This is a genomic window from Asticcacaulis machinosus (assembly GCF_028550435.1).
Lineage (GTDB): Bacteria > Pseudomonadota > Alphaproteobacteria > Caulobacterales > Caulobacteraceae > Asticcacaulis > Asticcacaulis machinosus.
This window is the reverse complement of sequence record NZ_JAQQKV010000001.1, coordinates 1,022,129-1,047,493: the sequence shown is the minus strand read 5'-3', so window position 1 is coordinate 1,047,493 and position 25,365 is coordinate 1,022,129. Positions and strand designations below refer to the sequence as shown.

Sequence of the window (25,365 nt, the reverse complement as noted above, 5' to 3'; positions counted from 1 at the left end):
TTATGGGGAGGGGGAACCGCCGAAGGCGGTGGGAGGGGTATTTATTATGCGTTCTCTGGCAAGGTCAATAACTCCCTGCGCGGTTTCATCGGGATTATTAAGCAGGTCAATGGCTTTTATTCTGTAGATACAGATGCCTTTGTTGTTAAGCCATAGGTCGCGGGCTTTATCATGCTGTTGTTGATGGTCATGTGTATGAATTTCGCCATCAACCTCGATGCAAAGTTTGGCTTTTGGGCAGTAGAAATCGAGCACATAAGGGCCGATGGGATGCTGATTGCGAAAGACGATTTCAATCGCCTTGCGGTCTTTCAAGCGTAGCCATAACCATAGTTCAGGTTTGGTCAGGGCTTTACGCAGTTGCCGTGCCCTGCGAATATTCGCGCCCTCTCTGACTGCCACCAGATTTACCCCACCCACCGTCTTCGACGGTCCCCCCTCCCCGCAGGGCAGGGAGGGCGATTACTCCGTCGTATATACTATTCGTCCATCCACCAGCGTTTTTAAGACCTTACCTTGCAGGGTGCGGTTTTCAAACGGCGAGTTTTTGGATTTTGACAATATGTCTTTTTCGCGCAACGCAAACGGCGCATCGACATCGACCAGAATGATGTCAGCGGGCGCGCCTTTTTTCAGTCGTCCGGCATCAAGGCCCAAAATATTGGCCGGATTGATGGTCACGGCCCGCAGCAGGTCAATCAGCGGAATCTCGCGGTCGAAATGAAGCCCGATCAGGGCGGCCAGCAAGGTTTGCAGGCCAATGGCACCCGGTGTGGCCTGAGAGAACGGCAGGCGTTTATCTTCAGCCGGAGCGGGGCAGTGGTTGGACACAATCACGTCAATCACGCCGTCCTCAACCGCATCGACCAGAGCCACCCGGTCGGATTCGGCCCGCAACGGCGGATCAAGGCGGTAAAATGTGCGGTAATCACCGATGTCAAATTCGTTGAACACCAGATGGTTGATGCTCACCGACGCGTAGACCTCCAAGCCCTTGGCCTTGGTGCGTTTCAAGGTCTCAACCGAGGCGGCGGTCGATATCTGATCCACCAGTAACCGCGCGCCGGTCAACTCAACCATAGCCAGATCGCGTTCCAGCGCGATGCGCTCCGCCAGAGCCGACACGCCAGATAAGCCCATGCGCGACGCCATCTCACCGGAGGTGGCAACGGCCCCGTCCGATAGCCACGGCTCCTTCGGGCGGTGGGCGACCAGAGCGCCAAACCCGCCCGCGTAACTGAGAACACGGCCAAAGACCTTGGTATTGATGATCGGCTGATCGACATCGGTGAAATAGAGCGCACCGGCTTCATTCATCAGGCCGATTTCGGCCATCGTCTTTCCGTCGCAGCCCTTGGTGGCGGCCCCGGCTGGGTACACATGCACCAGTTCGATATCGCGGGCGCGCCTGAGGATAAAATCGACCATCGCCGGCTCGTCGATCACCGGATGGGTGTCGGGCTGCACGACGATCGAGGTCACGCCCCCGGCAGCGGCGGCTAAGGATGCCGATTTCAGGGTTTCTTTCTGCTCATGGCCGGGTTCACCGGTCTTGACGCGCAGGTCGATCAGGCCGGGACAGACCAGATTGCCGTCGCAGTCGATGACCTTATAGTCCGCACTGCCGGAGGGCGGCACGTCGGAAAAGATCACATCAGCAATGACGCCTTCGGCAATGATGACCGAGCCCGGACCATCATAGCCGCTTTCAGGGTCAATCAGGCGGGCGTTCACAAGGGCGATGGCGTGATGAGTATTTGGGGTCATTTGCCTTCTGCCTCCAGACGCGCGGCAAGGGACGCCAGCACCGCCATGCGGGCAGCTACGCCCATTTCGACCTGATCCTGAATGAGGGAAATACTGAGGTCATCGGCGACTTCGGAGTCGATTTCGACGCCGCGGTTCATCGGGCCAGGGTGCATGACGCGCACGTTCTTAGCCGCCACTTGCAGCTTTTCGCGATCAAGGCCAAAGAAGCGGAAATATTCGCGGGTCGAGGGGATAAACGCCCCGTCCATGCGCTCAAGCTGTAGCCGCAACATCATGACCACATTGGCCCCGGCAATCCCTTCGCGCATGTCGTGATAGACTTCGCAGCCCCACTGATCGGCATCGCCCGGAATGAGGGTCGCAGGCCCCACCAGTCGAACATTAGCCCCCATTGCATTGAGCAAAATGACATTCGACCGCGCGACGCGACTGTGACCGACATCGCCGCAGATCGCCACCGTCAGGCCATCGACATGACCGAAGGCGCGCCGGATCGACAACATATCGAGCAGGGCCTGTGTCGGGTGCTGATGCTGGCCGTCGCCGGCATTGATAACGCAGCAACCGACTTTTTGCGACAGAAGCTCGGCCGCGCCTGAGGCTGAGTGACGTACGACCAGCAGGTCGGGCTTCATGGCGTTGAGCGTCACCGCCGTGTCGATCAGGGTTTCACCCTTGGCGACGCTTGAGGTCTTGGCCGACATATTGACCGTATCGGCACCCAGACGCTTACCGGCCAGTTCAAAACTCGACTGGGTGCGGGTGGAGTTCTCAAAGAACAGATTGACCTGAGTGCGGCCTTTCAGCAGGTCGAGCTTTTTCGTTGAGCGCCGGTTCATATCGACGAACAGATCGGCCAGATCAAGCAGCGCCATGATGTCGGGCGGATCGAGGTCCTGCGACGCGATAAAGTGGCGTTTGGGGAACGGCAGCAGCCGCTCACGAATCTGGTCGGTGAAATCGGTCATAAAAGGGGGCTATAGGCCGCAATGGCGGACGTGGCAAGGGGAGATGGAATTTAGAACCTCCCCTCTTGCCAAGCACTTGGGAGGGGAGGGGGACCGCAAGCGACAGCGCAGCGGTGGTGGGGTAACAACAACGCGCTGTTCTCCGTTTTACCCCCTCTGAATTTTCGTTGAAAATTCAGCTCCCCCTGCAACAGGGGGAGTTCTTTTGTTAGGCCAGATGAAACAGCCACAATAATATCGGCAGGGTGATCAGGCTCAAAGAGGTGGTCAATGCCACGATGCCGGCCATGAGGGCGGCGTCGCCGCCCATGTGACGGGCCTGAACATAGGCGACGGCGGCGCAGGGGGCGGCTCCACAGCACAGAGCCACGCCTTGCGCTAATTGGTCACCACCCAAAGCGCGGCAGATGCCCCAACTCAGGATCGGCACGATCAGCACCTTAAACAGCGATGTGGCGACCACCAGTCCGGGGCTTTTGAAAATATAGCCAAAACTCAAACCCGCGCCCGCCAGTATCAACCCGGTAGGTATAGCCGCGTCACCCAGCATCTTAAGGTCTTTGTCGATAAACGGCACGCTGGGGGCCTGAGTGACGTTCAGAAACAGACCGATCAGGCACGACAGAAAGATTGGATTGGTGAGCAACTTAAGCCCGATCGCTTTGAATGAGCGGTCGGGCTGGTTGTCGCCGTCCAGTTCACCCCAGCGCGCCAGCACCATGATCGAGGCCATGTTGCTTAAGGGTATCAGCGCGCTCATGGCAATCGCCGCCAGCCCCAAAGCCTCATTGCCGAAAATAGCGGTGGCAATCGGCAGGAACACAAATGAATTAAACCGGATCAGGCCCTGAAAGACGCTGGTGAATGTCGGGCCGCTCAGGCGCAGGAAGGGCTTTAGCGCGAAACCAAGACCTGCCGACAGGATCATGGCGGCGGTGACGCCAATGCTGACCGGCCCGGCCGACAGGCCTGACAAATCCGCGTGCCAGATGGCCGGGATCAGAAAGCCCGGATAAAAGACATAGACCGCCAGCCGCTCAATCGGGTTCCAGACATGCAACGGCAGAAAGCCTGATTTTTTGAGGCCGTACCCCAGCGCGATCATCAGAAAGACCGGCATAATGCCGTTGATGAAGATGTCGGGGGTCATTTATATCGCTCATGGCGCAAGCCGGTAATCGCGCTCATTCCATACCCCTGATGCGGTCGAGCGCGCCCTGTAAGATATAGGCCGCGGCGGAACGGTCGATCACCTCAGCCCGTTTGGCGCGGGTCAGATCCGCCTCTTCAATCAGAAAGCGGTTCATCACCGATGACGACCAGCGCTCATCCCAAAAGGCTATGGGGAGGTCACGCAAACGTAGCAGATTGCGGGCAAAGGCACGCACCGACTGGCAGCGCGGGCCTTCGGTGCCGTCCATATTGACGGGCAGGCCAATGACTATGCCGGACGCATCGCGCTTTTTCATAAGGGAAAACAGATGCTCGGCCTCCTTAGTGAACTTGGTCTTGTTAACCAATTCCAGGGGCGAAGCGATGGTCAGTGAAATGTCGCTGACGGCTACACCGATGGTTTTTTCACCCAGATCGAGCCCCAGCAACCCTGTGCGCGCGGGCAGGAGCGGTTTCAGTTCGGTTACATCAACAACGGCCATGAGGGTGCTGTGAGCCGGAATGCCTGAAAAGTCAACGGCTTTACGCGTCGTGAGTGGTGCCCATTCAGTATTATGGTTTCAAAATAAACAAATTGGCTTGTGGTTAATTTTGTGACAAGTAATTAATTAATTACCAAAAGTTAATCTGTCAAAAATCTGTAATAAATGAACGCAATGTAATAAATAAATTAAGTGTAATGTATGTCGAATATTTAATAAATTTGTTGTTTAAGGCAGTGAGTATTAAGTGTATTTCAAAATTACCGGGGCGATGGGCCTCAAACGATTAGGGAGAGTTCAAATGGTACGTTCGGTTTTTATGGCAGCACTGATGTCACTGGCTGTATTGGGGGCGGGCGCTACGGCGGCGCAGGCTGAGGGCCGCGAGGCCACCAAGACGGTTGTGTCTGTCGAAGGCGTCGATTTCAATAAGTCCGGCCAGGTGGCCAAGGTCTATCGCAAGCTCAAAAAAGCGGCCTACGCGCAATGTGACAGCGGTTATAAGAGCAGTTCGGCTCAGGACAGCCTGTGCGCAAAGGCGGCACTTAGCAGCGCGGTGAGCGAGCTTAATCAGCCGACTCTTACGGCCCTGCACGAAGCCAAGACCGGCACCGCGCAATCGGTCTATGCTGACAACACCAAGGCCAAAGGTGTCAGCCAGTAATTTTTGAATTAAAGATTGTAAAAAAAGCCGCTGATCTTACTGATCGGCGGTTTTTTTATTGACGCGATCACGGCCGCGTCCGGTGCCGAGTGTTTTGGACACCAGATTGCGGGCGGCATTATCGACCACGCCAATCGCCTTTTTCAGCGGCTCATCCGGCCTGCCGGAAAAGGACGTAACGTGGAAATAGTCTGACTGATCCGGCGAAATGTCGGAAAAATAGTAGTTGGAGACGCACGTGCGCGAGCGATCCGCAACCACCGGGCTGACCGAGTGCCAGCTAATCCTGGTGGTTTCCATGACTGCCAGCCGGTTGAAGCGGGCCGTGACCGTCACCGGGGTTTTGCGCTCATCGTCCCATAATTCCAGATTGCCGCCGAAATCGCGGCTCCAGTCCGGTGAGACATAATAGAGCAGGTTTAACCTGCGGTATTTTTGCCGGTCGCCGTCGTGACTGTTGTCGATATGCGGGTTGAGGAAGTCGCCCTTGAACATCATCGATAGTCCGCCGGCGTAGAGCTTGGGGTCGGGCTCGATAGCCTCAAAACCAACCATATCGGCGATCAGCTCAACAATCGCCTTATCCTGCAGCGCATAGGTGATATCGGACAAGATGGGCGCGTAGCCGCTCAGGTCGGTTGAGGTGCGTTTCTTTTCGCGAAAGGTATCGCGGTTGAAAAAGCCGTCACCATCGCGCGGAAAAGCGTCATGGATGCGGTGCGCGTCAACCGCGGGCAGCAGGTCATCCAGTATAAAATGGCGGGTCTTTGTGCCCTGCGGGTTGTGCCACTGCCGGATCAGGTCGTCGCGCTGAGCCGTCAAAGCCTCGCGGATCAGGGTAATGAAGCGATCCTTTTCGGACATGATAACTCCGGTATTCAAGGCAGTAAGCCGCCGCATGTTTATAGCGCTTTGGCGGCCTGTCCAGTTGTGGCGACATAAATTGTGCAAACTTTGCACGGCGGGGCCTTGTCAAGACGAAGCGTAATGTCTAACCCAATCCAATAAAATTTACGTGGAGTCTTAAGCTCATGGCCATTGATGTGGCAACAGTGAAAAAGGTCGCGTCCCTGTCGCGCCTGCGGGAACCCGAAGCGCGACTGGAAAGCCTGTCCGGCGAACTGAACGGTATTCTGGGCTGGATCGAGCAACTGAACGAGATCGACGTGACCGGCGTGGAGCCTATGACCACAGCCGTGGCCGCTGCCGCCCCGCTGCGTGACGATGTGGTCTCCGATGGCGGCAAGGTCGCCGATGTGGTCAAAAACGCGCCGAAAACCGTCGATGGCTTCTTTATCGTGCCGAAGGTGGTCGAATAGTCATGAGTGAACTTACCAAACTGACCCTCAAAGGCGCGCTGGACGGCCTGAAAACCAAAGCTTTTTCGTCGTCGGAACTGACCGAAGCCTTTATCGGCGCGATTGAGCACAGCAACGGCGCGCTCAATGCCTATGTCGAGACGACCTTTGATAAGGCGCGCGCTCAGGCTAAGGCGTCGGATGATTTGCTGGCCAAGGGGGAGGGGCGTGCATTAGAAGGCGCGCCGCTCGGCATCAAGGATCTGTATTGTACCGAAGGCGTGCGCACGACGGCGTGTTCCAAGATTTTGGGCAATTTCGTGCCGACCTACGAATCGACCGTGACCGCCAATCTGTGGCAGGGCGGGGCGGTCATGCTGGGTAAGCTCAACATGGATGAGTTTGCGATGGGCTCATCGAATGAGACCTCGCACTGGGGGCCGGTGGTCAACCCGTGGAAAGCGAAAGACAGCAATCAGGCCCTGACGCCGGGCGGGTCTTCGGGTGGTTCGGCGGCAGCAGTCGCGGCAGATCTATGTCTGGCGGCCACCGCTTCGGATACCGGCGGGTCAATCCGTCAGCCGGCCGCATTTACCGGCACGGTCGGCATCAAGCCGACCTATGGCCGCGCCTCACGCTTTGGCATGGTGGCGTTTGCGTCCTCGCTCGATCAGGCCGGGCCGATCACCAAGACGGTCGAAGACGCGGCGATCATGCTGAATGTCATGTGCTCGCACGACGTGAAGGACTCAACCAGCCTTGATATCGAAGTGCCTGATTTCACGCAGTTTATCGGTAAGTCGGTTAAGGGCCTGCGCATCGGTATCCCTGACGAATATCGCCTTGACGGTATTCCGGCGGAAATCGACGCCCTGTGGGAGCAGGGCATTGCCTGGCTCAAGGATGCTGGTGCCGAGATCGTGCGCATTACCCTGCCGCACACCAAATACGCCCTGCCGTGCTACTATATTGTGGCGCCGGCCGAAGCTTCGTCCAATCTGGCGCGCTATGACGGGATGCGGTTTGGCTATCGCGATCCGGAGGCGACCAGCCTGACCGACACCTATGAGCTGTCGCGCTCAGAGGGCTTTGGCAAGGAAGTCAAGCGCCGCATCATGATCGGCACCTATGTGCTGTCAGCCGGTTTTTATGATGCCTATTACGTTAAGGCCTTGAAAGTTCGTCGGAAAATTGCCGATGATTTTACGCAGGCGTTCCAATCGTGCGATGTGATCCTGACGCCCGCCACCCCGTCGTCGGCCTTTGCACTTGGCGATGAGAAAAAGGCTGCCGATCCGGTGTCGATGTATCTGAACGACGTGTTTACAGTGACGACCAATCTGGCTGGTTTGCCGGGGCTTTCCGTACCGGCGGGCCTCGATCAGCATGGCCTGCCGCTGGGTCTTCAGGTCATCGGCAAGGCGCTGGATGAGGGCACGGTTCTTAACATCGCCTCGGTGCTGGAACAGGCCGCAGGGTTTGCCCACAAGCCGTCGAAGTGGTGGTAAGTTAAGATACCCCTCCGTCTGCTCGTTTCACTCACATCCACCTCCCCACCTGCGGTAGGGAGGAGAATGATCACACGGTTTACCTCCTCCCTACGGAGTGGGGAGGTGGCTGAGAGCACAACGATCAGACGGAGGGGTATAACCTCCCACAAATCTATCCCCGTCGCTCACATCCAAAACTCGCGTTAAGCATGAAAAACATTGGGATCGGGCCCCGATTTTGCATATGCTAACGCCATTGACCTAAGCCGTTGTCAAAACGGCGCAGATTTCGCGCGGATGGTGATTAAGATGATAGCGACATGGCAGGATGCGATTGCGTGGGGCGTACTGGTGTTACCCCTGATCGTGCTGGCCTGGGCGGCCATGTGGTTTGTCAATGTGCAGGCCGAGCGCAACCGTTATGAGCGCTATCAACGCTTTCATACCATTATGGAACAGTTGGGCAGCAAGGACGGCTCAACCGCGGATAAGATGGCGGCGGCCTATGAACTGCGCAACTACCGCGAATATGCCGATGTGATCTCGAAAATCTTCGCCAACGGCCATGTCCGCACCGACGCCAATGACATGCTGCAGGCGCAGTTGAAAGAAACCCTCAAATACGTGCGTGGCCCTAAGACTTAGGGATTAAGTCCCCCTCCGTCAGCCCTCCGGGCTGCCACGGCACGGGCCGCCCCGCTCCCCATCTCGCAAGAGGCTCGATAGGGAGGAGATTATAAAAACGCCGCCGGTGGTGACACCGGCGGCTTTTAGTTTACGGGTTACGCTTACTTAGTATTTGTAAGTGACGCCCACGGTGACCGTGCGGCCAATGCGCGTTTCAAACAGCGTGTCCTCACGGGTCGAGTCGATAAACAGGCGGTTCTGCTCATCGGTCAGGTTCTGGGCTTCGAGTGAGACCTTCAGGCGATCGCTGACGGCATAGGAGGCCGAGGCGTCGACATAGAAGGTGTCATCATTGCCTTGCAGATCGCTGCCCGCCGACGCCGGAATGCCGCGGATGTAGTTGCCGCGATAGGAACCGGTGGCGCGAACGCTGAACTTATCGTCTTCGTAGTAGATGGTCCCCGAAGCCGATTCCCGTGACAGGCCGGTCAGATCGTTGGTGGTGGTGACCGTCGGAGACAGGATGTAGGTGATCTCGGAGCTGATGTTGGTGTAGTTACCCAATACCCCGATATTGGCAAACGGGCCCGGCAGGAAGTCGAGTTCAAACTGGGCGTTCAACTCATAGCCTTTGAGCGGGCCGCCCGGTGTGTTGGTGAAGCGGGCGACGTTGAACAGATCGGTGGCCACGGCACCACTGGCATTGCCGACCAGCAGTTCTTCGGGCAGGCCGAGCTGGTTATAGGGCACCAGTTCGTTGACGCGCTGCACGAAGGTCTTAATGTCCTTATGGAAGTAGGCGACGGACACCAGTGAGCCCGGACGGAAGTACCATTCCAGAGCCGCATCAAAGGTGGTGGCGCGGATCGGGTCGAGGAACGGGTTGTTGATCGTGCCGGTGCGGGTCGTGAAGGTCACGCCGCTGGCCGGGGTAAGGGCGCCCAGTTCCGGACGGGACATGACCTTGGCGGCCGAGAAGCGGGCCAGCAGGTCGGGCGTGATCTCAAACACGATGTTGGCCGACGGCAGGGTGTCGCTGTAGCTGCGCTCGACTTCGTTGCGCAGGCCACGGGTCGGGTAGGTTGAACCCGCGGGAGCGGTTACCGGAATATGGCCGACCGCGAACTGATCGGTGAAGACGGTGCGAATGCCGATATCGCCGCGCACCGGCACCGGCAGCAGGCTGTCGGTGTTGAATTCGGTCATGAAGTAAACGCTCTTGACCGTTTCCTTGATCTGCGACTTACCGGCGCCACATTCAATACCGCAGTACTGGAAGCTGTCGAAGTCAAAGACATCGCGCCACTTGGCGGAATCGACCGCCAGCCAGCTTGAGGGGGCACCATTGCCCCACAGCTCATCCACGCCCGTGATTTGCTTGGTGATGCTGGCCAGGGTTACACCGGCAGGCAAAGCTCTGACCGCGACCTGACTTGGGATCAGGTTGAGGTTATAGGCGTTGAAGTCGTTTTCGCGGTACTGCGCGCCGACCTTGAACGTAATGTCAGAATTCAGCTCATACTTGGAATCAAGATTGATAGTGGTGATCTTGGTCTTGTTGTTGGCGGGCTTGCCCTGAACCGAGAAACCGCCGGTGACCGTGCCGTCAGCCGCGCCCGGCGCGTAGAGGAAGTTGGCCGGATTGGAGACATCGACCCCGAAATTCAGTATCGGCGTCGTGCCGCCGCCACGATAGTCGATCGAAACATTGTCGGCATCGATGATGTCAACAAAGGTTTGCAGACGCATCGGGCCATCCCACACCGATTCCGACGCGCCAATCATACCGGACACTTCAAAGCGTTCGGTAAAGCGGCGGCGGAAGTTCAGGTTGGCTTGCTTGAACTCCGTTGTAAACTGGTCAACCAGACCTTCGGAGCGGATATCCATGCCGTCGAACAGGCCGTAGACCAGCGAGCCATTGTCGTCGAATTCGACATCCTTGACCGAAACCATCGGCTGGCCGTTGTTACCAATGTTACGGGCCAGAGACAGCATAGCGATATAGTTGTCGCGGCGCTCAACCTCGAACTTGGAATAGAGCAGGTCGAGCGAGACTTCGGTATCGCTGTCCGGACGCCACTGGAAGGTCAGGCTGCCGCCGGTGCGCTTGGCGTCCTGCTCGGAGTTCACATAACGCGGAATACGTGGGAAGAACGCGCCCGAACCCGGAACGGCCGCAGCATCGGCGCGACGCAGGTTGTAGATGGTGTTATAGGCCGCAATTGTGCCGGTGCGGGGGTTGTTGGTCGAGCAGTTGGTGGCTGTGGCCCCCTTGGCACCGTGAACAGCCGGATCAGGGCTGATCGACGCGCCGCCGGTCGGTGACACCCACCCGATCGGCGTACAGAACGGCTGCACTTCGGTCAACGGAGGCGTCGTGACCGGAAGGCCTGCGGCGTCGCGGCGGACGGCATTAAAGCCATTGATGTTGGACGGCAGGATATCGACAGCGGAATAGCCGACTTCGCGGATATTGCGATCCTGATAGGTCAGGGTGCCCAGAATGCCGAACTTGCCATCGGCGAATTTCTTGGAAGCCAGCAACGACAGGCGCGGATCGGTAGATTTGCTCACCTCGTTATAGACGCCCTTAGCGGTGAAGCTTAAGACCTGATCTTCGCGGTAGTCGAACGGACGCGGGGAACGCAGGTCAACCGTGGCGCCCAGTGAGCCTTCTTCGACATCGGCGGAGGCAGTCTTGCGCGTCGACAGGGCCGAGAAGATTTCCGACGGGAAGACGTTAAAGTCAAAGCTGCGGCCAGAGTTACCGGCGCCGTAAATGTCGGACGATCCGGTCTGTGACGCGCCTTCAAGGCCGTTCAGGCGCACGCGGGTGTAGCCAGGGCCCAAGCCGCGCACGGAAATGTTGCGGCCTTCGCCACCGTCACCGCGCGACAGGGTCACGCCGGGGATGCGCTGCATCGATTCGGCCAGGTTGGAATCCGGGAATTTGGCGACATCTTCGGACAGGATCGAATCGACCGTACCGGCGCTGTTTTTCTTGACGTTAAGCGCACTTTTCAAGCTGCCGCGAAAGCCGGTCACGACCACTTCGGTCACGTCATCTTCGGCTGGTGTCGGCGCCGTTTCCTGCGCCATAGCGGCACCTGCGGCCAGTGCCAAGGCCAGAACCGAGGCCGTCATCATGGTGGATTTGCTTGGGCGCACGCCCTTGGTCACGCCGTAATTACGGGTGTTTTTCATCCTGTTGTTCCTTTTTACACAACCGCCTCAATTAAGGATAAGGCGGCTGACCCTGGTGCTTCGGTTCTTTTGATGACCGAAGCTGTTACTGATTTTTGTTTTTCATCGCCTTATGAGGGCAATAATTGTCACACTATTACGGATTCTGGGGTTTTCAAACGCAATTTTGCTCAAAAGTGCGCGTAAAAAATCTTATACGATCTTGTGTGGCTTATTTGCATGATGGAAATAATCAGGGTCGATCATGTCTTTTGTTAAATAAAACAAGCTCATGACAACTGTTATGTGGTGTTTTATTACTGCATTCTATGTGCGCTGCAAATAAGCTCTTTTCATTACGCTATCCCCGGTTATTCTCGACCGGCTTTAGTTTTTGGGGACGTGATCATGAAAAATCTGTGGCTGGCGGCGTGTGCTGTGATGGCGATAACCGGAGCGGCTGACGCCAAAACCGTGGTCGTCAACGCTGCCAAGCTGATCGAGGTTGAAACTGGCAAGGTGGTCGAAAAGCCCGCGGTCATGATCGTTGACGGGCGAATCGCGGCGGTCGGCCCGCAGGGGCAACTTAATATTCCGGCGGATGCAGAACTGATCAATTTGCCGGACGTGACGCTGCTGCCCGGCCTGATCGACATGCACGTTCATCTGGATAGTGATCCGACTTACGGCGGCTATACGGGTTTGCAGTTCACCGACCGGTTCTGGGGTATCATGACCGTGCCCAATGCTGAAAAGACGCTGAAAGCCGGGTTCACGACCGTGCGCAATGTCGGGGCCGGTGACTATAATGATGTCGGCCTGCGCGAAGCGATCGAAGAGGGCGTAGTCAAAGGGCCGCGCGTGGTGACGGCGGCCATGAGCTTTGGCGCGACCGGTGGCCATTGCGATTCGACTTACTTTCCGCCGTCGTTCCAGTCGAAAAACCCTTACAATGCCGACAGTCCCGCCGAAGGGGTCAGGTCGGTGCGCACCTTGAAAAAATACGGTGCTCAGGTCATCAAGATCTGTGCGACCGGCGGGGTGTTTTCACGCGGCACCACACCGGGCGGTCAGCAGCTATCCTATGAAGAAATGAAGGCCATTGTCGATGAAGCCCATATGCAGGGGCTCAAAGTCGCGGCCCATGCCCACGGGGCGTCAGGGATCAGGGATGCCATACGCGCCGGTGTCGATACGATTGAGCACGCATCGCTGGTTGACGATGAGGGCATCAAGCTGGCCGTGCAAAAGGGCGCGTGGTTTTCGATGGATATCTACAACACCGAATACACCCAGTCCGAGGGGGCGAAAAACGGCGTCCTTGAAGAAAGCCTGAAAAAGGATCGCGATATTGCCGAAATCCAGCGCCAGAACTTCAAGAAGGCCCTGAAGGCTGGGGTGAAGATGGTGTACGGCACGGATTCCGGCGTCTACCCACATGGCGATAACGCCAAACAGTTTGCGGTTATGGTGCGCTATGGGGCGACACCGTTACAGGCCATTCAGTCAGCGACCGTCAATGCGGCGCAGGCCCTGGGGCAGGAAAAAGACGTCGGATCGCTGCGTGTCGGCCACTACGGCGACCTCATCGGCGTTGTGGGCGATCCGCTGAGCGATGTGACCGTGATGGAACGCCCCGCCTTTGTTATGAAGGGCGGCGAGGTGGTGGCGAAATAATAAGCGCGCTTTTGTCTTTGAAACCTGTCACAAGGTGTTGTGTTCGCCGCCAAATGTTCGGCCTCGTTCGCATCCAGCCCTCACAACAGGAGACGACGATGGCCAAGGGACAAAAAAAGAGCAACAAGGAAGTCCGTAAACCGAAGGCCGCCAAGGTCAAGGTCGAGACGGTATCCGCAGGCTTCAGCAAGGGCCAGCAGGCGACTTTGCTGAACATCAAAAAAGACTAAGCTCTCGCATAAATGCCGGTGTAATTTTTAACAAACCGGCTTGGCCTTGGGATTTGGTTTCGGCTATAGAGTTTGGATGAGCACAGAATCCAACACCAAAACTATCCAGGGCCGCACAGGTCCGTGGGAACTTGTCATCGGGCTTGAAATCCATGCGCAGGTTGCCTCAAACTCAAAGCTGTTTTCGGGTGCCGCCGTAGGCTTTGGCGCCGGGCCGAACGAACAGGTCTCGCTGGTGGACGCCGGTTTTCCGGGCATGTTGCCGGTGCTCAATAAGTATTGCGTTGAGCAGGCGGTGAAGACCGGTCTGGGTCTCAAGGCGCAGATCAATGCCCATTCGCGCTTTGACCGTAAGAACTATTTCTATCCTGACCTGCCGCAGGGCTATCAGATTTCGCAGTTGTTCTTCCCCATTGTGGGTGAGGGCGAAGTGCTGATTGATCTGGGCGATGGCTCACAAAAGACGGTGCGCATCGAGCGTCTGCATCTGGAACAGGACGCGGGCAAGTCGATCCACGACCTTGATCCGAACAACACCTATGTCGACCTGAATCGGGCAGGTACAGCTTTGATGGAAATCGTCTCAAAGCCCGACATCCGCTCGGCCGAGGAGGCGGTGGCTTACTTTAAAAAGATCCGCACCATCCTTGTGTACCTCGGCACGTCCGACGGCGACATGGAAAAGGGCAATATGCGCGCCGATGTCAACGTGTCGGTGTGCCGTCCGGGCGATTATGAACGCTTCCGTGAGACGGGCGATTTCAAGGTGCTGGGTACGCGCTGTGAGATCAAGAACGTCAACTCCTTCCGCTTCATGCAGCAGGCGATTGAATATGAAGCCCGCCGTCAGATCGAAATCATCGAAGACGGTGGCAAGGTCGATCAGGAAACCCGTCTGTTCGATGCGGTCAAGGTTGAGACGCGGTCTTTGCGTTCCAAGGAAGAAGCGCATGATTACCGCTACTTCCCTGATCCCGACCTGCTGCCGTTAGAGCTGGAGCTGGCCTGGATCGAAGACATCAAAAAGTCTCTACCCGAACTGCCGGACGATAAGCGTCAACGGCTGGTCAGCCAGTACGGCCTGAGTGTCTATGATGCGACCGTGCTGATTACCGAGCAGGCGCGCGCCGACTATTTCGAAGCGGCGGCTAAGGGCCGTGACGCCAAGCTGGTCGCCAACTGGGTCACCAATGAACTTCTGGCGCGTCTGTCGAAAGATGGCCATGAGATTACCGACAGTCCGTTGCCGCCCGCACACATTGCAGGCCTCGTTGAACTGATCGAAACCAATGTCATCTCAAGCAAGATCGCCAAGACCGTGTTTGAGCATATGTGGGACGGTAAGGGCGCGGTTACCCCGGCTGAGATCGTGGAAACCCACGGCCTGAAGCAGGTCACCGATACCGGCGCGATCGAGAAGGCCGTCGATGATATCATCGCCGCCAACCCGGACAAGGCGGCAGAGGTCGCCACCAAACCGCAGGCCATCGGCTGGTTCGTCGGTCAGGTCATGAAGGCCACCGGCGGCAAGGCCAATCCCGCTGCGGTCAATGAGATATTGAAAGCCAAGCTGGGGCTGTAAGCCATAATAAAAAACCTCCCCGTTGCGGGGAGGTTTTTTATTGCTACATGCCGCCATCAGTCTTGGGTTCGGTCGGCATGGGCTGTTGCGCTTCAGGCTCTGCAGGCAGAGGCGTTGGGGCCGGAGCGGCGGTTGGATCGCTCATGTTTTGATCAGGCACTTCAGGGCTCATCGTGTCGGGCGCCGGAACGCTGGTGGCGGTGCTGGCAGGGACTGAGCCTTCGGTCGCTTCGGGGGCGACCGTGCCGGTTGGGCCGGCGGCGACGGTGGCCATAGCGGTGGCCTTGGCCTGAGCGTTCAGGGCGGCGGTGCCTTCGTTCTGAGTGGCATTGTCCTGAGCGGTGGTCGGCTCAGCGGTTTGCGCTATGGCTAAAGGGGCGGTAAGCGCACCGAACATAGCGGCGGTAATCATAAGGTTGCGAGCATTCATAGATATTCTCCTTTGATTGCAAATATTACGGATGCCTAAGGTGAGTAATTTAAATGAAGTGCTGTAAAATATCGATTTGTTACGAAGTGGATATTTATGAGTTTGTAAAAACCAGTCTGAGAATACACAAAACGCATATATAAAATTGCCATTTGGACAAAAGAAAAGCCCCCGCAATTTGCGGGAGCCTCAAGTTTAGGGCCATGACCTGCCCATAGGATGCGGTGATCAGAATATGTCGAAGAACACATCCAGAATAATGCCGGTCGTCAAAGCCACCAGGATGATATCGCTGCCGCTATAGACATATTCATAGCCATAAGGGGCGGCGGGCAGATCGTAATAGTACGGATCATAGACCCGGTAGCTGTAGTAATAGCTCGGCAAACGCTGACCGCGGTTCCAGCGGTGGCCATAATACTGGGCGGGCGGGCGGTAGTAGCCATAGCCCGGCGCGTAATAATAGCCGCGCCGCGCACCCTGATAGTCGCGCCAGTCGCGATCATTGCGATAGGTCGGGCGGCGATAGCTCGACCAGTTGTGGTTGCGGGTCCACTGTTGCTGGCGCGCGTAATCCCGGCGGTCGTCGCGGCGATCAGCGCGGTAGTCTTGCCGGTCGTCCCGACGATCCTGACGATAGTCCGGGCGGCTGGGGGTGGGGTCGTTGCGGTAATCCCGGCGGTCATCGCGGCGTTCGGTACGGTAATCTCCGCGATCATCGCGACGTTCCTGACGGAAGTCTTGGCGGTCATCGCGGCGCTCCTGCCTGAAGTCCTGACGGTTATCCTGACGATTATCCTGGCGTTGCACCTGCTGCATCCGTGGATGCTCTGCCTGGCGGTTTTCAGTACGTTGACCGCGGTTTTCCTGACGATTTTCTTGGCGGTTCTCAGAACGGCCTTGCGGGCCACGATTTTCCTGACGCTGTGGTCGATCGTCGCGTTGAGCCACCGTTACGGCAGGCGCCTGACGGTTTTGGTTGCGGCGCACTTCCTGTTGCTGGCGCTCGGACGGGCCGATGGCAGAGCCGGCCAGCGCATCAACGGCAAAGCCTACCCCCATCAGGAAGGCAAACGCGGCGGCGGTTTTGCGGGTCTTCATAACAAAAGTCCTCACTCAATGCGGGGTCAAAAAGGGAGCCGTGTCAGCGCGATTGCGGGTTCGGGCCTTTTAAAACCAGTTCTGCGGAAATATTTTTCCGGATTGCGCCCACTATGGCAGGGCGTGGCTGAACGGAAGCTGAACGGTTTCGTCAGTATTATTTTTCGCGCGCACAAGCTGAATCGCGGATGAAACCTTCGGGGTAGCGGCGATGGTTACTTTGGTGTATTGCGAATTCCAGTGTGTATTGAGATGTGTTAACAAGCTTAATATAAATTATTAACGATAATTTCTGGTATATTTACAAATAATTCTAATTCTATATTTTAAAATTTTGCAATTTTTAATGATTATGTATTTAATTGTAAATGAATGTATTAAAATTAACTTTGTTTTTACATAAAATATTTCATCAAAAATGCGCCATTAACCTTAATTTCACTTGCTGATGAAAAACTCAACTTATCAACAGCAAGGGAACGCGCAAAATGCGCGGTTTAAGTTCAAATGACTATCGCGGCTAATGAAATGGCTCCGCTGCCTCTGCCGACCCCGGATATGGGGTCTGACGACCTGATGCGTCTGGGCATGATGTATTCCACCGGTTCCGGCGGCGCGCCGGTTGATCTGGTATCGGCACACATGATGTTTAATCTGGCGGCCATGCGCGGCAGCTTAGAGGCCAGCGTCTATCGCCGGGAACTGTCCAAGGAAATGGAACGCGAAGATGTGGCCGAAGCTCAGCGCTGCGCCCGTCAGTGGCTGGATCAGGGCCGTATCGGTCTGGTGGCTTAGGCTATCGCAAACATATGCCCCAAAACCGCATAGTGCGGTTGGGGCGCGTTAGTTACTGTTGTACAGCAGATAGGTCATGATGCCGGACGGGATCAGGTCGTTGACGTGCTGCTGCACCCACACACCGGCTTCGGCAATATTGGAGCGCGGCACAAAGATAATGTCGTTGCGGCGGATGGCAAACAGTTCGCCGCTTCTGCCGTCGATGACGTTCTGCAGATTGATAACCCGGCGCATGGCTTGCCCGCTGGGGCCGCGGCGGATGATAACCACTTCTTTGCGGCGGGCGGCGGGCGTAAAGCCACCGGCAGCCATCACCGCCTGAAGGGCATCCATATCGCCTGACATATCAATCCAGCCGCCATTCTTGACTTCTCCACCCACGATCACCCGCATCGGCGTATCGGTCGGCAACACATTGACCGCAGGGTTGCGAAGGTAGGGCGCATAGGCGCGGGCGATATCGGCCTCTAGCTGCGGCACGGATTTGTGAGCGGCCATGACCTGACCCGCCATAGGCAGAGAAATGCGGCCATCCTGCCCCACCACGGCCTGACGGTTAAGTTCCGGCGCGGACGGCACCTGAATATCCAGCTTATCGGTCGGATAAAACGCATAACCGGCATCGGTATCCAGCCAGGCGGAAAAGGCGATAGGTTCGGCTAAGCTTTGCGTTTGCGTGCGATTGCTGGCCGGGCCGGTGGCGCAGGCCGTCAGGGCCGGTGTCACGGTCAGCAGGGCTACTGCGCCTTTGAGAATGTACCGCCGTGAAAGCATTGAGATTGCCCAAAGAAACTAAAATGAATCGAAAATTCACAGACGTTAACAATCTTTAGAAATAGGTAAGGTTTGGTTAATGGCTTGCCGCCAAACTTCACCCAAAGCCTAAAATGCGACCACTTTTTGAGTCGCCGGGTTGAGCTAAGAACAGGCAAATGGTGGCAGATACAGGTAACAGGGCAGGGCGCACGCAGACGGCCAAAACCGTCGATGCCCGCCGTGTATCCAAAATCCAGTCCCATGCCTTTATGCAATATGATGTCAGCGATATTTTCGCCCTGCTGCGACGCGAAATCTGGCTGATGCTGGTCATCTTTGCGATCATCTTCGGGGCCGGCGTGTTTGTCGCCCTGCGTATGAACCAGACCTATACCGCCGGTGCTTCGCTTTTGATGAAGGTCGGGGAGGACTATGCTTACGTCCCGCGCACCGGCGATCCGTCGCGCGGCACCATCGCCACCATTGACGAAGTGGTGCAGTCCGAAGTCGAAATCCTCAATTCCAACGGCCTGAAACGTCGGGTGATCGACAAATTAGGCTACGGCGCGATCATTCCTGACCTGCCGCGTGACTGGGTGCCGCGCAACGAGGCCGATAAGCTTGAAGCCGACAAAAAGGCCATGAAAATACTTTACGGTGGGTTTGAGACCGGCACGACGCCGCAGATCAATGTGGTGCGCTTAAGCTTCAAACACGACAACCCCAATAGTGCGGCCCTGATCCTCAATACCATGATCGACGAATATGTCAGCTATCGCCAGCAGGTGTTTTCGGATGTGACGGCGCCGGTGCTGACTGAGCAGAAAAATGCCTTTGACCGTAGGCTGCACAGCGCCGATGTGGCGTTCGAGAACTTCCTGACCCAAAACGGCGTCGGTGATTTTCAGGCCGCCAAGGCCACCTATGCCAAGTTGCACGAGACTGTGCTGGGCCAGCTTTATGATGCGGATTCACGCATCGCCGAGGGTAATGCCCGCCTGAGCGCGCTCAATGCCCGTGTGCAAAGACTGGCGCCGGAAATCAGCCTGTCGCGCGATCTGGATCTGTCCATTCCGTCAAAGCTTCTGGCGCTCAAGGCCCAGCGCGAGGACCTGCTGGCGCGCTATCAGCCATCAGCCCCGCCGGTCAAGGATATCGAAGCCCAGATCGCTCAGTATGAACAGATGATGGCGTCCGGCCGTGGGCTGGGTGAGCGTGAGCACCGGTTGGGGGTTAATCCGATCTATCAGGATTTGCTGACCGAAAAGCTGCGACTGGAAGCCGAACTGGCGTCCTTGAGCGGCCGGCGGGCGCAACTGAAGGCCCAGGTCGATCACGTCAATACCAAGATGCAGAGCCTGATGGGGCTTGAGGGCGAATATAATAGCCTGTCGGCTGAGCGTGAGGCCCTGCAAACCAATATCCGCGCCTTCACCAACCGGATTCAGGATACCGAAGCCGCCGCTGAAATTGCCAAGGTGTCCGAAGAAACCGTGCGGGTGGTTGACCGCGCTGAGCCGCCGTTGACGGGTAAGAGCCTGAAAAAACTGGTGCTGATCGGGTCATTCCTGTTTGCCGCCTTCACCGCCCTGTGTGCGGGTCTGGCTATGGCCTATAGCCGTAAAGGCTTTGTTAGTGCGCGCTCGGCCTCACGGATGCTGGATCTGCCGGTGCTGACCACGGCGGGGGCGAAAAAGGCGTAAGGGCGTTTCTTACCGCTTCAAAAGTCCCTAGGATGGCGGTTATGCGATTCGCGCTTTGTGCTGTGATGGCGAAGAGTTTTTAACATCATCTCCTCCCCATTTTATGGGGAGGAGATAGACCTGATGGCGCTTTTCTATGGTTGATCTGACGCGTGAAATGGCGGAACTGATGCAGGGCCTTAATCGGGCGATGGGTAAGCCATCCGCCACGATGGGCCGCGCGATCCTGTTTGTGTCGGCCTATGACGGCGAAGGCGTATCGACCGTGGCGCGTGAATTTGCCCGCACCGAAGCCGCCTTTGCCAAACGCCCGGTCTGGTTGGTGGACGCGGATTTAAAGGCGCAAAGCCAGTTGGTGGCGATGGGGACAGAGCCCAAGCGCTTTGGTCCGGCGGGGCCTTTGTGTGCGGCGACGCCTGATGGGTCGGCGTTTTTTACCATTACCCCTCCCGCCCGTGACCGTGACGGCCATATGGTGGCGGATGCCAAGTTTCTGGTGGCGCGGCCGTTCTTTGACGGCAAGCTGTGGGTGACGCGCTTTCGTGAGCAAAATCTGGCACGCGGGCAAACCGCCAAACTGTTCCCACAGACGACCTACTGGCAGGCCCTGCGCCAGCACGCCCAGACCATTATTGTCGATGTGCCATCGGTTACGCGATCTGATGCGGCGCTGAAATTGGCACCACTGATGGACGCGGTGGTGATGGTGGTGTCAGAACCGGATGGCGACCTGTCGGCACGGCTGGCGCTTAAGGCCGACATCGAGGCTGCGGGCGGACAGTTTGCGGGTATGGTCTATAACCGCGCCCGTGAAGTGAAACGGGCTTAGGCTTGTGCCGCGACACACAGTATCCCTAAGACCACAAACCCAACGCCGATGCTTTTGGTGACGGTGATGGTTTCCCCAAATATCGTCATGCCCGCCGCCACCGTGACGACAATGCCGAGTGCTACGAACGGGTAGGCCGACGACAGCGGCACCTTAGAGAGCACAAACAGCCACACAATAGCGCTGAGGCCAAAGCAGAACAGGCCCCCGATCACCAGCGGTGACGTTATAATCGCCAGCGCAATCGCCAGCATATTACCGCTTTGCAGGCTGGCCTGCATGGCCGGGGCGACCATGCCTTTTTTCAGGATGATCTGGGAGCCGGACGACAGGGCGACACTCAGCAGGATGGGGGCGACAAGTTGCAGGTTCACAGAGGATCTTTCAGGTTTATCAAAGCGCGCGGCAACGTTCGATGTCGGCGGTGGGCAGGGGCGGATAGGTCTTGGCGGTATCACGCGAGGGTTCGGTCTTGATCAGATCCCAGGACTGATAGGTCTTAACCGAGTCCAGTTGCGCCAGACAGCCAGCGGTATCGATGGTCGATTGCAGGCGGTTAATATTGTTGATGCCGCCAAAAATGATGACGGTGACCGCAAGCCCCACGGCCACCCAGCGATAACGGCTGAACCATGAGAACGCGGCGACCAGCAGGATCATGGGCATAAAGTGCCAGCTATAGAGGAAGGTGACTTCGCCATAGACTGAATGGAGCAGGGTCTGAAACGCCAGCATAGCGCCGACCCCGATGGCCACGGTGCGCAAAGGCCGGTGGCTGATAGCGCCCCAGACCCCTAAGCCAAACAGAACCACCCAGGCGGCGGTGGCGATCACCGGCGAAAACTCACCTTTGGGGAAGCCGGACGTCTGGTTGCTGGTGACCAGTTCGATGGTGTTCTGCTGCTGAACCTCATCGGGCATACCAATGACGGTGGTGATATACATGCTGCGCAGATTGGTAATCGGGTTCCAGCCGGTTTCGTAGTCACCCTTGGCCTGCATCGACGGCTGGGTGTAATTGGTTTCGCGCATCAGCGGGATAGGGTTGAAGAAGTAGGCGGCCTTTTCAAACAACGGGTTCTGGATGATCGACAGCACGCCGACGGCCCCCAAAGCGATAGTGGCGATGGCAAAAAACGATTTCAGGCGGTGGCGCGCGGCCGTGGCGATCAGACCTGCGGTCCAGTTGGTGGTGGTGATCCCCAGCGTCAGTATATTCAGCACGACCCACCACACGGCTTTGAGCGGGCGGGTATAGGCCAGCAGAAAAAGGCTAAGGATGATCGTGAAGCCCGCAAACGGGAACAGCTCGATCACTGAGCCCCAGAACAGGAAGCAGGCACTGGCCATAAACAGGGCGGTAAATAGCGCCATCGCATATCTTGGCAGGCCCAAAAGACGCACGGTGGCGGCAAACAGCGCGACATTGGCCCCGCAGATGGCAACCGTCATGGCCTTGGCGGCGGCGATGGGAGACAGACCAAGCGCGGTCAGCACATAACCGATTGGGGTCAGCAAAATGGACGAAATCGGATGCACAGCGGTGCGCGAATGGTTGCCCGACGGGGTGACCAGATTTTCCGCGACCCGCCCGACATCCGATTGCAGGAAGATGCTCATATAGGTGTTGATACCCGGCACGCGCTCGGTCTGGGCAAAGGCCCACAGCGAGACCACGATGCCAATGATGCCCATGACGGCGCATAAAATGATATCGGCGCGGGTCAGGGTTGTGGCGTTACCCGCGACCTTACGGTCGAGCCGATCCCATAGTTTGTTGACGGGGTGCGGTTCGACATATTTGTCGTAATATTTGCTATAAATATTTGAAAAGGCTGAAAACATCTGAATTTAAAACCTTCAGAACCTGATCATGGCGGCCAGCATGACCACCCCGCAGGCGGCCACGGTCAGCAGGCTGTTGCGGTCTTTCAGGGCAAACACGATCGGGTCATCATTCATGTCGCGGCGGTGGGCCAGCATCAGGCAGCGCCCCAGCCAGTACAGCAGCAGCGGGCAGATCAGCCACAGAAGCTGCGGGTTGGCATAAAGCTGGCTGATCTTGTCATCGGACACATAGAGCGCAAACACAGTGACGGCGTTAAAGCCGGCTGCCGCAGCCAGTGTCGCCACGATCGGCAGATCGGCCTTACGGTAGTTGCGGTTGGTCGGGTCGGGCAGATCCTGATCAAAGCGCACGGTCAGTTCGGTATAGCGCTTAATGAGCGCAAGCGCCGTAAAGACGAACACTGAAAAGGCCAGCAGCCATTCGGAGACGACAACTGAAATGGCGGCGGCGCCGCCGACGACGCGGATGGTGTAAAGTCCGGCCAAAGCAATGACATCGACCAGCAGTTTACGCTTAAGGCTAAAGGTATAGAGCGTGGTCAGCACCAGATATCCGGTGAGGACTGCCAGAAACAGCGGATTGACCAGAAACGCGCCGGCCAGAGATGCCACCAGTAATATAGGGGCGGCGATCATGGCTGGCAGGATCGGCACCGTGCCGGCGGCCAGAGGGCGGCGCTTTTTCGACGGGTGCTGACGATCGGCGTCAATATCAACCAGATCATTGATAATATAGATCGAGGATGCCGCCAGAGAAAAGGCAAAAAAGGCGGCAACCGCCTGAGTGATCGACGTGACGCTAAAGCTTTGCGAGGTCAGAACAGGCACCATCACAAGGCCGTTTTTGGCCCACTGGTGGACGCGCAGCAGCTTGATCCAGGCCTTGCCCTGCTTGGGCAGGGTCTTGAGGACGACGGCGTTGGGCTCAAGTTTTTTAAGCTTTGCGCGCACGGCACCCGGCGCATTAACGGCGATACATTCGCGCGCCTGCGGCCAGACCTTGAGGTCGATGGCGTCGTTGCCGATATAGTCGAAGCCCTTTTCACCAAACTCGGCGACCAGACGGGCGGCTTTTTTCGCACCCGACAGATTGATCGTCTCATCAGACGCAAACCAGCCGGTAAATATGCCCAGATGGTTGGCGACCGCTTCGACATATTTCTTGTGGGTGGCCGAGGCCAGATAGACTTCGCGGCCGTTATTGCGCGCCTGCTGGATCAGGGCCAGCACTTCGGCGTCATAGGGCAGGTGGGCGATATCGATATCCGTGCGTTCGGCAATATAGGATTTCAGCGCTGGTTTGCCGCGTAAGTAAGCCCCCAGCATCCCAAATAATGACGCGGGATTATTGCCGAGCGCGGCGAAGGCGGACTCGATCAACAGGTCGGATTTGACCAGGGTGCCGTCCAGATCGACCACCAGAGGCGGGGACTGAACCACGGCGGAAATGTCTTTAAGCGCATCGAATTTCATAAAATAACCCCTTTTGCACATAAATAATCAATAAAAATTTGTGCACTGCGCCATAGGCAAGTTAGTTTTAAAGCGGGCCATCAGCAACCTTAAATTGGCCGCTGGCCTTGATACACTGATACTGTAGCGTGTGCGCCACAAAGACCCGCGTTATCTGATGTGCCGTTTTAAAGCGCACATATCGACCATGATCTTCGCCGTTGCAAAAAATCCGCCATGCGAGAGACCTCAAAAAACATATCCCGGCGGTAGCATTATGTTACACTGAAGTGGGAATGGTCGGCAAGGCTATGCACTTAAGGACGAGACTTTCATGACTCAATTACCCCTTATACGCGCGCACATGGCTCCGGTCATTGTGGGACTCTGTGTGGCGGTCAGCGCCTGCTCACGCGCGCCGGAGCCACCGCAAAATCCGCCGGAATTACCGCCTGTCGGTGCTGAGATGCCCGCATCCGCGACGGCGGCAATGCCGTCTGTACCCGATTGGCCAAAAAACTGGGCAGGGCGATGGACGGGCCCCGAAGGTACATGGCTGGAGATCAAACCCTTGAACGGGGCCTTTGAAGTCGCGATCCAGAATCTTGACGGCGTGCGCACCTTTCCGGCGGCATTTCAGCAGGGGGGGCTGGCTTTCACCCGCGATGGCGTGGAACACATCATCCGTGCAGGCAGTGGCGCAGACACCGGCATGAAATGGCTGGCCGATAAGAGCAACTGCCTGATCGTCATGACCGGCGAAGGCTATTGCCGCGGGTAGCCGGATCGGTTAGCAGGAAGCCTTGGAATTCAAAGGAGCCTGCTCATGGCTGATGATGACGATATTATGGTAAAAGACGCCAATGGCACCAAGCTGTCAGATGGCGATAATGTGACCCTGATCAAGGATCTTAAGGTCAAGGGTTCAGGCGGGGTTACGCTCAAGCGTGGCACCCTGATCAAGAATATCCGCCTGACCCCTGATGAAGACGAGATCGAGTGCAGCCACGAAAAAGTTCGCGGTCTGGTGCTGCGCACCGAGTTTGTGAAAAAGGCTTAGGCTGCTGAGCGGCGAGAGTTTTGCCGGAATATTCCTCCTCTCTACGCAGTGGGGAGGTGGCAGTCCGTCAGGACTGACGGAGGGGTATAACCGCCCGTCATGGTACCCCTCCGTCGCTGCGCGCCACCTCCCCATTTTCGCCTAAAGGCTCGATAGGGAGGAGGAAAGGCTTTTTCGTATGATCCGTTTATGGCGATAGGGTGTATAATCCCAAAGAGCGGGGGCCAAGTACTCACGGAGT

At 57.0% G+C, this 25,365-nt stretch carries 25 protein-coding genes; 12 read left to right on the top strand and 13 right to left on the bottom strand.

What is annotated here, in order from left to right; genetic code table 11:
* The 5 genes from PQU98_RS05025 to ruvX form a co-directional block, all read right to left on the bottom strand.
* Positions 1-420: an endonuclease domain-containing protein gene (locus PQU98_RS05025; protein WP_272743788.1), complete on the bottom strand. Its 420-nt coding sequence runs from the start codon at positions 418-420 to the stop codon at positions 1-3.
* A gap of 42 nt (positions 421-462) precedes the next feature.
* Positions 463-1,767, bottom strand: a complete 1,305-nt coding sequence (gene pyrC / locus PQU98_RS05020) for a dihydroorotase (protein WP_272743787.1) — start codon at positions 1,765-1,767, stop codon at positions 463-465.
* A complete protein-coding gene (locus PQU98_RS05015) occupies positions 1,764-2,738 on the bottom strand; it encodes an aspartate carbamoyltransferase catalytic subunit (RefSeq protein ID WP_272743786.1) in 975 nt (324 codons plus the stop codon). The genes pyrC and PQU98_RS05015 overlap by 4 nt, the downstream gene beginning before the upstream one ends.
* A 208-nt stretch (positions 2,739-2,946) precedes the next feature.
* Entirely contained in the window at positions 2,947-3,888 is a 942-nt protein-coding gene (locus PQU98_RS05010) for an AEC family transporter (protein WP_272743784.1), read from the bottom strand.
* 34 nt (positions 3,889-3,922) lie between these two features.
* A complete protein-coding gene (gene ruvX, locus PQU98_RS05005) occupies positions 3,923-4,393 on the bottom strand; it encodes a Holliday junction resolvase RuvX (protein ID WP_272743783.1) in 471 nt (156 codons plus the stop codon).
* Positions 4,394-4,694: 301 nt separating this feature from the next.
* Between ruvX and PQU98_RS05000 the strand changes: the two genes are divergently transcribed.
* Positions 4,695-5,057: a UrcA family protein gene (locus PQU98_RS05000; protein ID WP_272743782.1), complete on the top strand. Its 363-nt coding sequence runs from the start codon at positions 4,695-4,697 to the stop codon at positions 5,055-5,057.
* Positions 5,058-5,093: 36 nt separating this feature from the next.
* Here the strand turns inward: PQU98_RS05000 and PQU98_RS04995 are convergent, their stop codons facing one another.
* Complete coding sequence (locus PQU98_RS04995; RefSeq protein ID WP_272743781.1) at positions 5,094-5,921, bottom strand: 2OG-Fe(II) oxygenase; 828 nt, start codon at positions 5,919-5,921, stop codon at positions 5,094-5,096.
* A 167-nt stretch (positions 5,922-6,088) separates the two neighbouring features.
* Here PQU98_RS04995 and gatC point away from each other — a divergent pair, with 167 nt between their 5' ends.
* From gatC to PQU98_RS04980, 3 genes are all read left to right on the top strand, one after another.
* On the top strand, positions 6,089-6,376 hold the full coding sequence (gene gatC, locus PQU98_RS04990; protein WP_267526198.1) for an Asp-tRNA(Asn)/Glu-tRNA(Gln) amidotransferase subunit GatC: 288 nt from the start codon (positions 6,089-6,091) through the stop codon (positions 6,374-6,376).
* Between the two features lie 2 nt (positions 6,377-6,378).
* Complete coding sequence (gene gatA / locus PQU98_RS04985) at positions 6,379-7,863, top strand: Asp-tRNA(Asn)/Glu-tRNA(Gln) amidotransferase subunit GatA (RefSeq protein ID WP_272743780.1); 1,485 nt, start codon at positions 6,379-6,381, stop codon at positions 7,861-7,863.
* Positions 7,864-8,154: 291 nt separating this feature from the next.
* Positions 8,155-8,490 carry a hypothetical protein gene (locus tag PQU98_RS04980; RefSeq protein WP_272743779.1) on the top strand — a complete coding sequence of 112 codons (336 nt, stop codon included), beginning with the start codon at positions 8,155-8,157 and terminating at the stop codon, positions 8,488-8,490.
* A 147-nt stretch (positions 8,491-8,637) separates the two neighbouring features.
* Here PQU98_RS04980 and PQU98_RS04975 read toward each other — a convergent pair whose 3' ends face one another.
* Complete coding sequence (locus tag PQU98_RS04975; protein ID WP_272743778.1) at positions 8,638-11,679, bottom strand: TonB-dependent receptor; 3,042 nt, start codon at positions 11,677-11,679, stop codon at positions 8,638-8,640.
* Positions 11,680-12,066: 387 nt separating this feature from the next.
* Here PQU98_RS04975 and PQU98_RS04970 point away from each other — a divergent pair, with 387 nt between their 5' ends.
* The 3 genes from PQU98_RS04970 (at position 12,067) to gatB (ending at position 15,147) form a co-directional block, all read left to right on the top strand.
* Positions 12,067-13,335 carry a Xaa-Pro dipeptidase gene (locus tag PQU98_RS04970; RefSeq protein ID WP_272743777.1) on the top strand — a complete coding sequence of 423 codons (1,269 nt, stop codon included), beginning with the start codon at positions 12,067-12,069 and terminating at the stop codon, positions 13,333-13,335.
* A gap of 98 nt (positions 13,336-13,433) precedes the next feature.
* Positions 13,434-13,565 carry a hypothetical protein gene (locus PQU98_RS04965; RefSeq protein ID WP_229807620.1) on the top strand — a complete coding sequence of 44 codons (132 nt, stop codon included), beginning with the start codon at positions 13,434-13,436 and terminating at the stop codon, positions 13,563-13,565.
* Positions 13,566-13,641: 76 nt separating this feature from the next.
* Positions 13,642-15,147, top strand: a complete 1,506-nt coding sequence (gene gatB / locus PQU98_RS04960; RefSeq protein ID WP_272743776.1) for an Asp-tRNA(Asn)/Glu-tRNA(Gln) amidotransferase subunit GatB — start codon at positions 13,642-13,644, stop codon at positions 15,145-15,147.
* Between the two features lie 43 nt (positions 15,148-15,190).
* Here gatB and PQU98_RS04955 read toward each other — a convergent pair whose 3' ends face one another.
* Together PQU98_RS04955 and PQU98_RS04950 are read right to left on the bottom strand one after the other, a co-directional pair.
* Positions 15,191-15,577 carry a hypothetical protein gene (locus PQU98_RS04955; protein ID WP_272743775.1) on the bottom strand — a complete coding sequence of 129 codons (387 nt, stop codon included), beginning with the start codon at positions 15,575-15,577 and terminating at the stop codon, positions 15,191-15,193.
* A 228-nt stretch (positions 15,578-15,805) separates the two neighbouring features.
* Entirely contained in the window at positions 15,806-16,678 is an 873-nt protein-coding gene (locus tag PQU98_RS04950) for an RcnB family protein (protein WP_272743774.1), read from the bottom strand.
* Positions 16,679-17,206: 528 nt separating this feature from the next.
* On the opposite strand from PQU98_RS04950, the gene PQU98_RS04945 reads away from it, so the two are divergent.
* Positions 17,207-17,473 (top strand): sel1 repeat family protein, encoded by a 267-nt coding sequence (locus PQU98_RS04945; protein WP_267526214.1) that lies wholly within the window; start codon positions 17,207-17,209, stop codon positions 17,471-17,473.
* A 48-nt stretch (positions 17,474-17,521) separates the two neighbouring features.
* On the opposite strand, the gene PQU98_RS04940 is transcribed toward PQU98_RS04945, so the two are convergent.
* On the bottom strand, positions 17,522-18,250 hold the full coding sequence (locus tag PQU98_RS04940) for a polysaccharide biosynthesis/export family protein (protein WP_272743773.1): 729 nt from the start codon (positions 18,248-18,250) through the stop codon (positions 17,522-17,524).
* 158 nt (positions 18,251-18,408) lie between these two features.
* Between PQU98_RS04940 and PQU98_RS04935 the strand changes: the two genes are divergently transcribed.
* Both PQU98_RS04935 and PQU98_RS04930 read left to right on the top strand, forming a co-directional pair.
* The gene (locus tag PQU98_RS04935; RefSeq protein WP_272743772.1) at positions 18,409-19,935 is read left to right on the top strand and encodes a GumC family protein; all 1,527 of its coding nucleotides are present in this window, start codon (positions 18,409-18,411) and stop codon (positions 19,933-19,935) included.
* A gap of 136 nt (positions 19,936-20,071) precedes the next feature.
* Complete coding sequence (locus tag PQU98_RS04930) at positions 20,072-20,764, top strand: P-loop NTPase family protein (RefSeq protein ID WP_272743771.1); 693 nt, start codon at positions 20,072-20,074, stop codon at positions 20,762-20,764.
* Here the strand turns inward: PQU98_RS04930 and PQU98_RS04925 are convergent.
* Genes PQU98_RS04925 through PQU98_RS04915 form a run of 3 tightly spaced genes read right to left on the bottom strand, consistent with a single transcriptional unit; the run spans position 20,761 to position 24,085 of the window.
* Positions 20,761-21,138: a DMT family transporter gene (locus PQU98_RS04925; RefSeq protein WP_272743770.1), complete on the bottom strand. Its 378-nt coding sequence runs from the start codon at positions 21,136-21,138 to the stop codon at positions 20,761-20,763. The two genes, PQU98_RS04930 and PQU98_RS04925, sit on opposite strands and share 4 nt — an antisense overlap.
* A gap of 19 nt (positions 21,139-21,157) precedes the next feature.
* Positions 21,158-22,609: a hypothetical protein gene (locus tag PQU98_RS04920; RefSeq protein ID WP_272743769.1), complete on the bottom strand. Its 1,452-nt coding sequence runs from the start codon at positions 22,607-22,609 to the stop codon at positions 21,158-21,160.
* 15 nt (positions 22,610-22,624) lie between these two features.
* The gene (locus PQU98_RS04915; protein ID WP_272743768.1) at positions 22,625-24,085 is read right to left on the bottom strand and encodes a UbiA family prenyltransferase; all 1,461 of its coding nucleotides are present in this window, start codon (positions 24,083-24,085) and stop codon (positions 22,625-22,627) included.
* 313 nt (positions 24,086-24,398) lie between these two features.
* On the opposite strand from PQU98_RS04915, the gene PQU98_RS04910 reads away from it, so the two are divergent.
* Together PQU98_RS04910 and PQU98_RS04905 are read left to right on the top strand one after the other, a co-directional pair.
* Positions 24,399-24,845 (top strand): hypothetical protein, encoded by a 447-nt coding sequence (locus tag PQU98_RS04910; RefSeq protein ID WP_272743767.1) that lies wholly within the window; start codon positions 24,399-24,401, stop codon positions 24,843-24,845.
* A 66-nt stretch (positions 24,846-24,911) separates the two neighbouring features.
* Positions 24,912-25,124, top strand: coding sequence for an alkylphosphonate utilization protein (locus PQU98_RS04905; protein WP_438263867.1), 213 nt, complete (start codon positions 24,912-24,914; stop codon positions 25,122-25,124).
* Positions 25,125-25,365 lie beyond the last annotated feature (241 nt).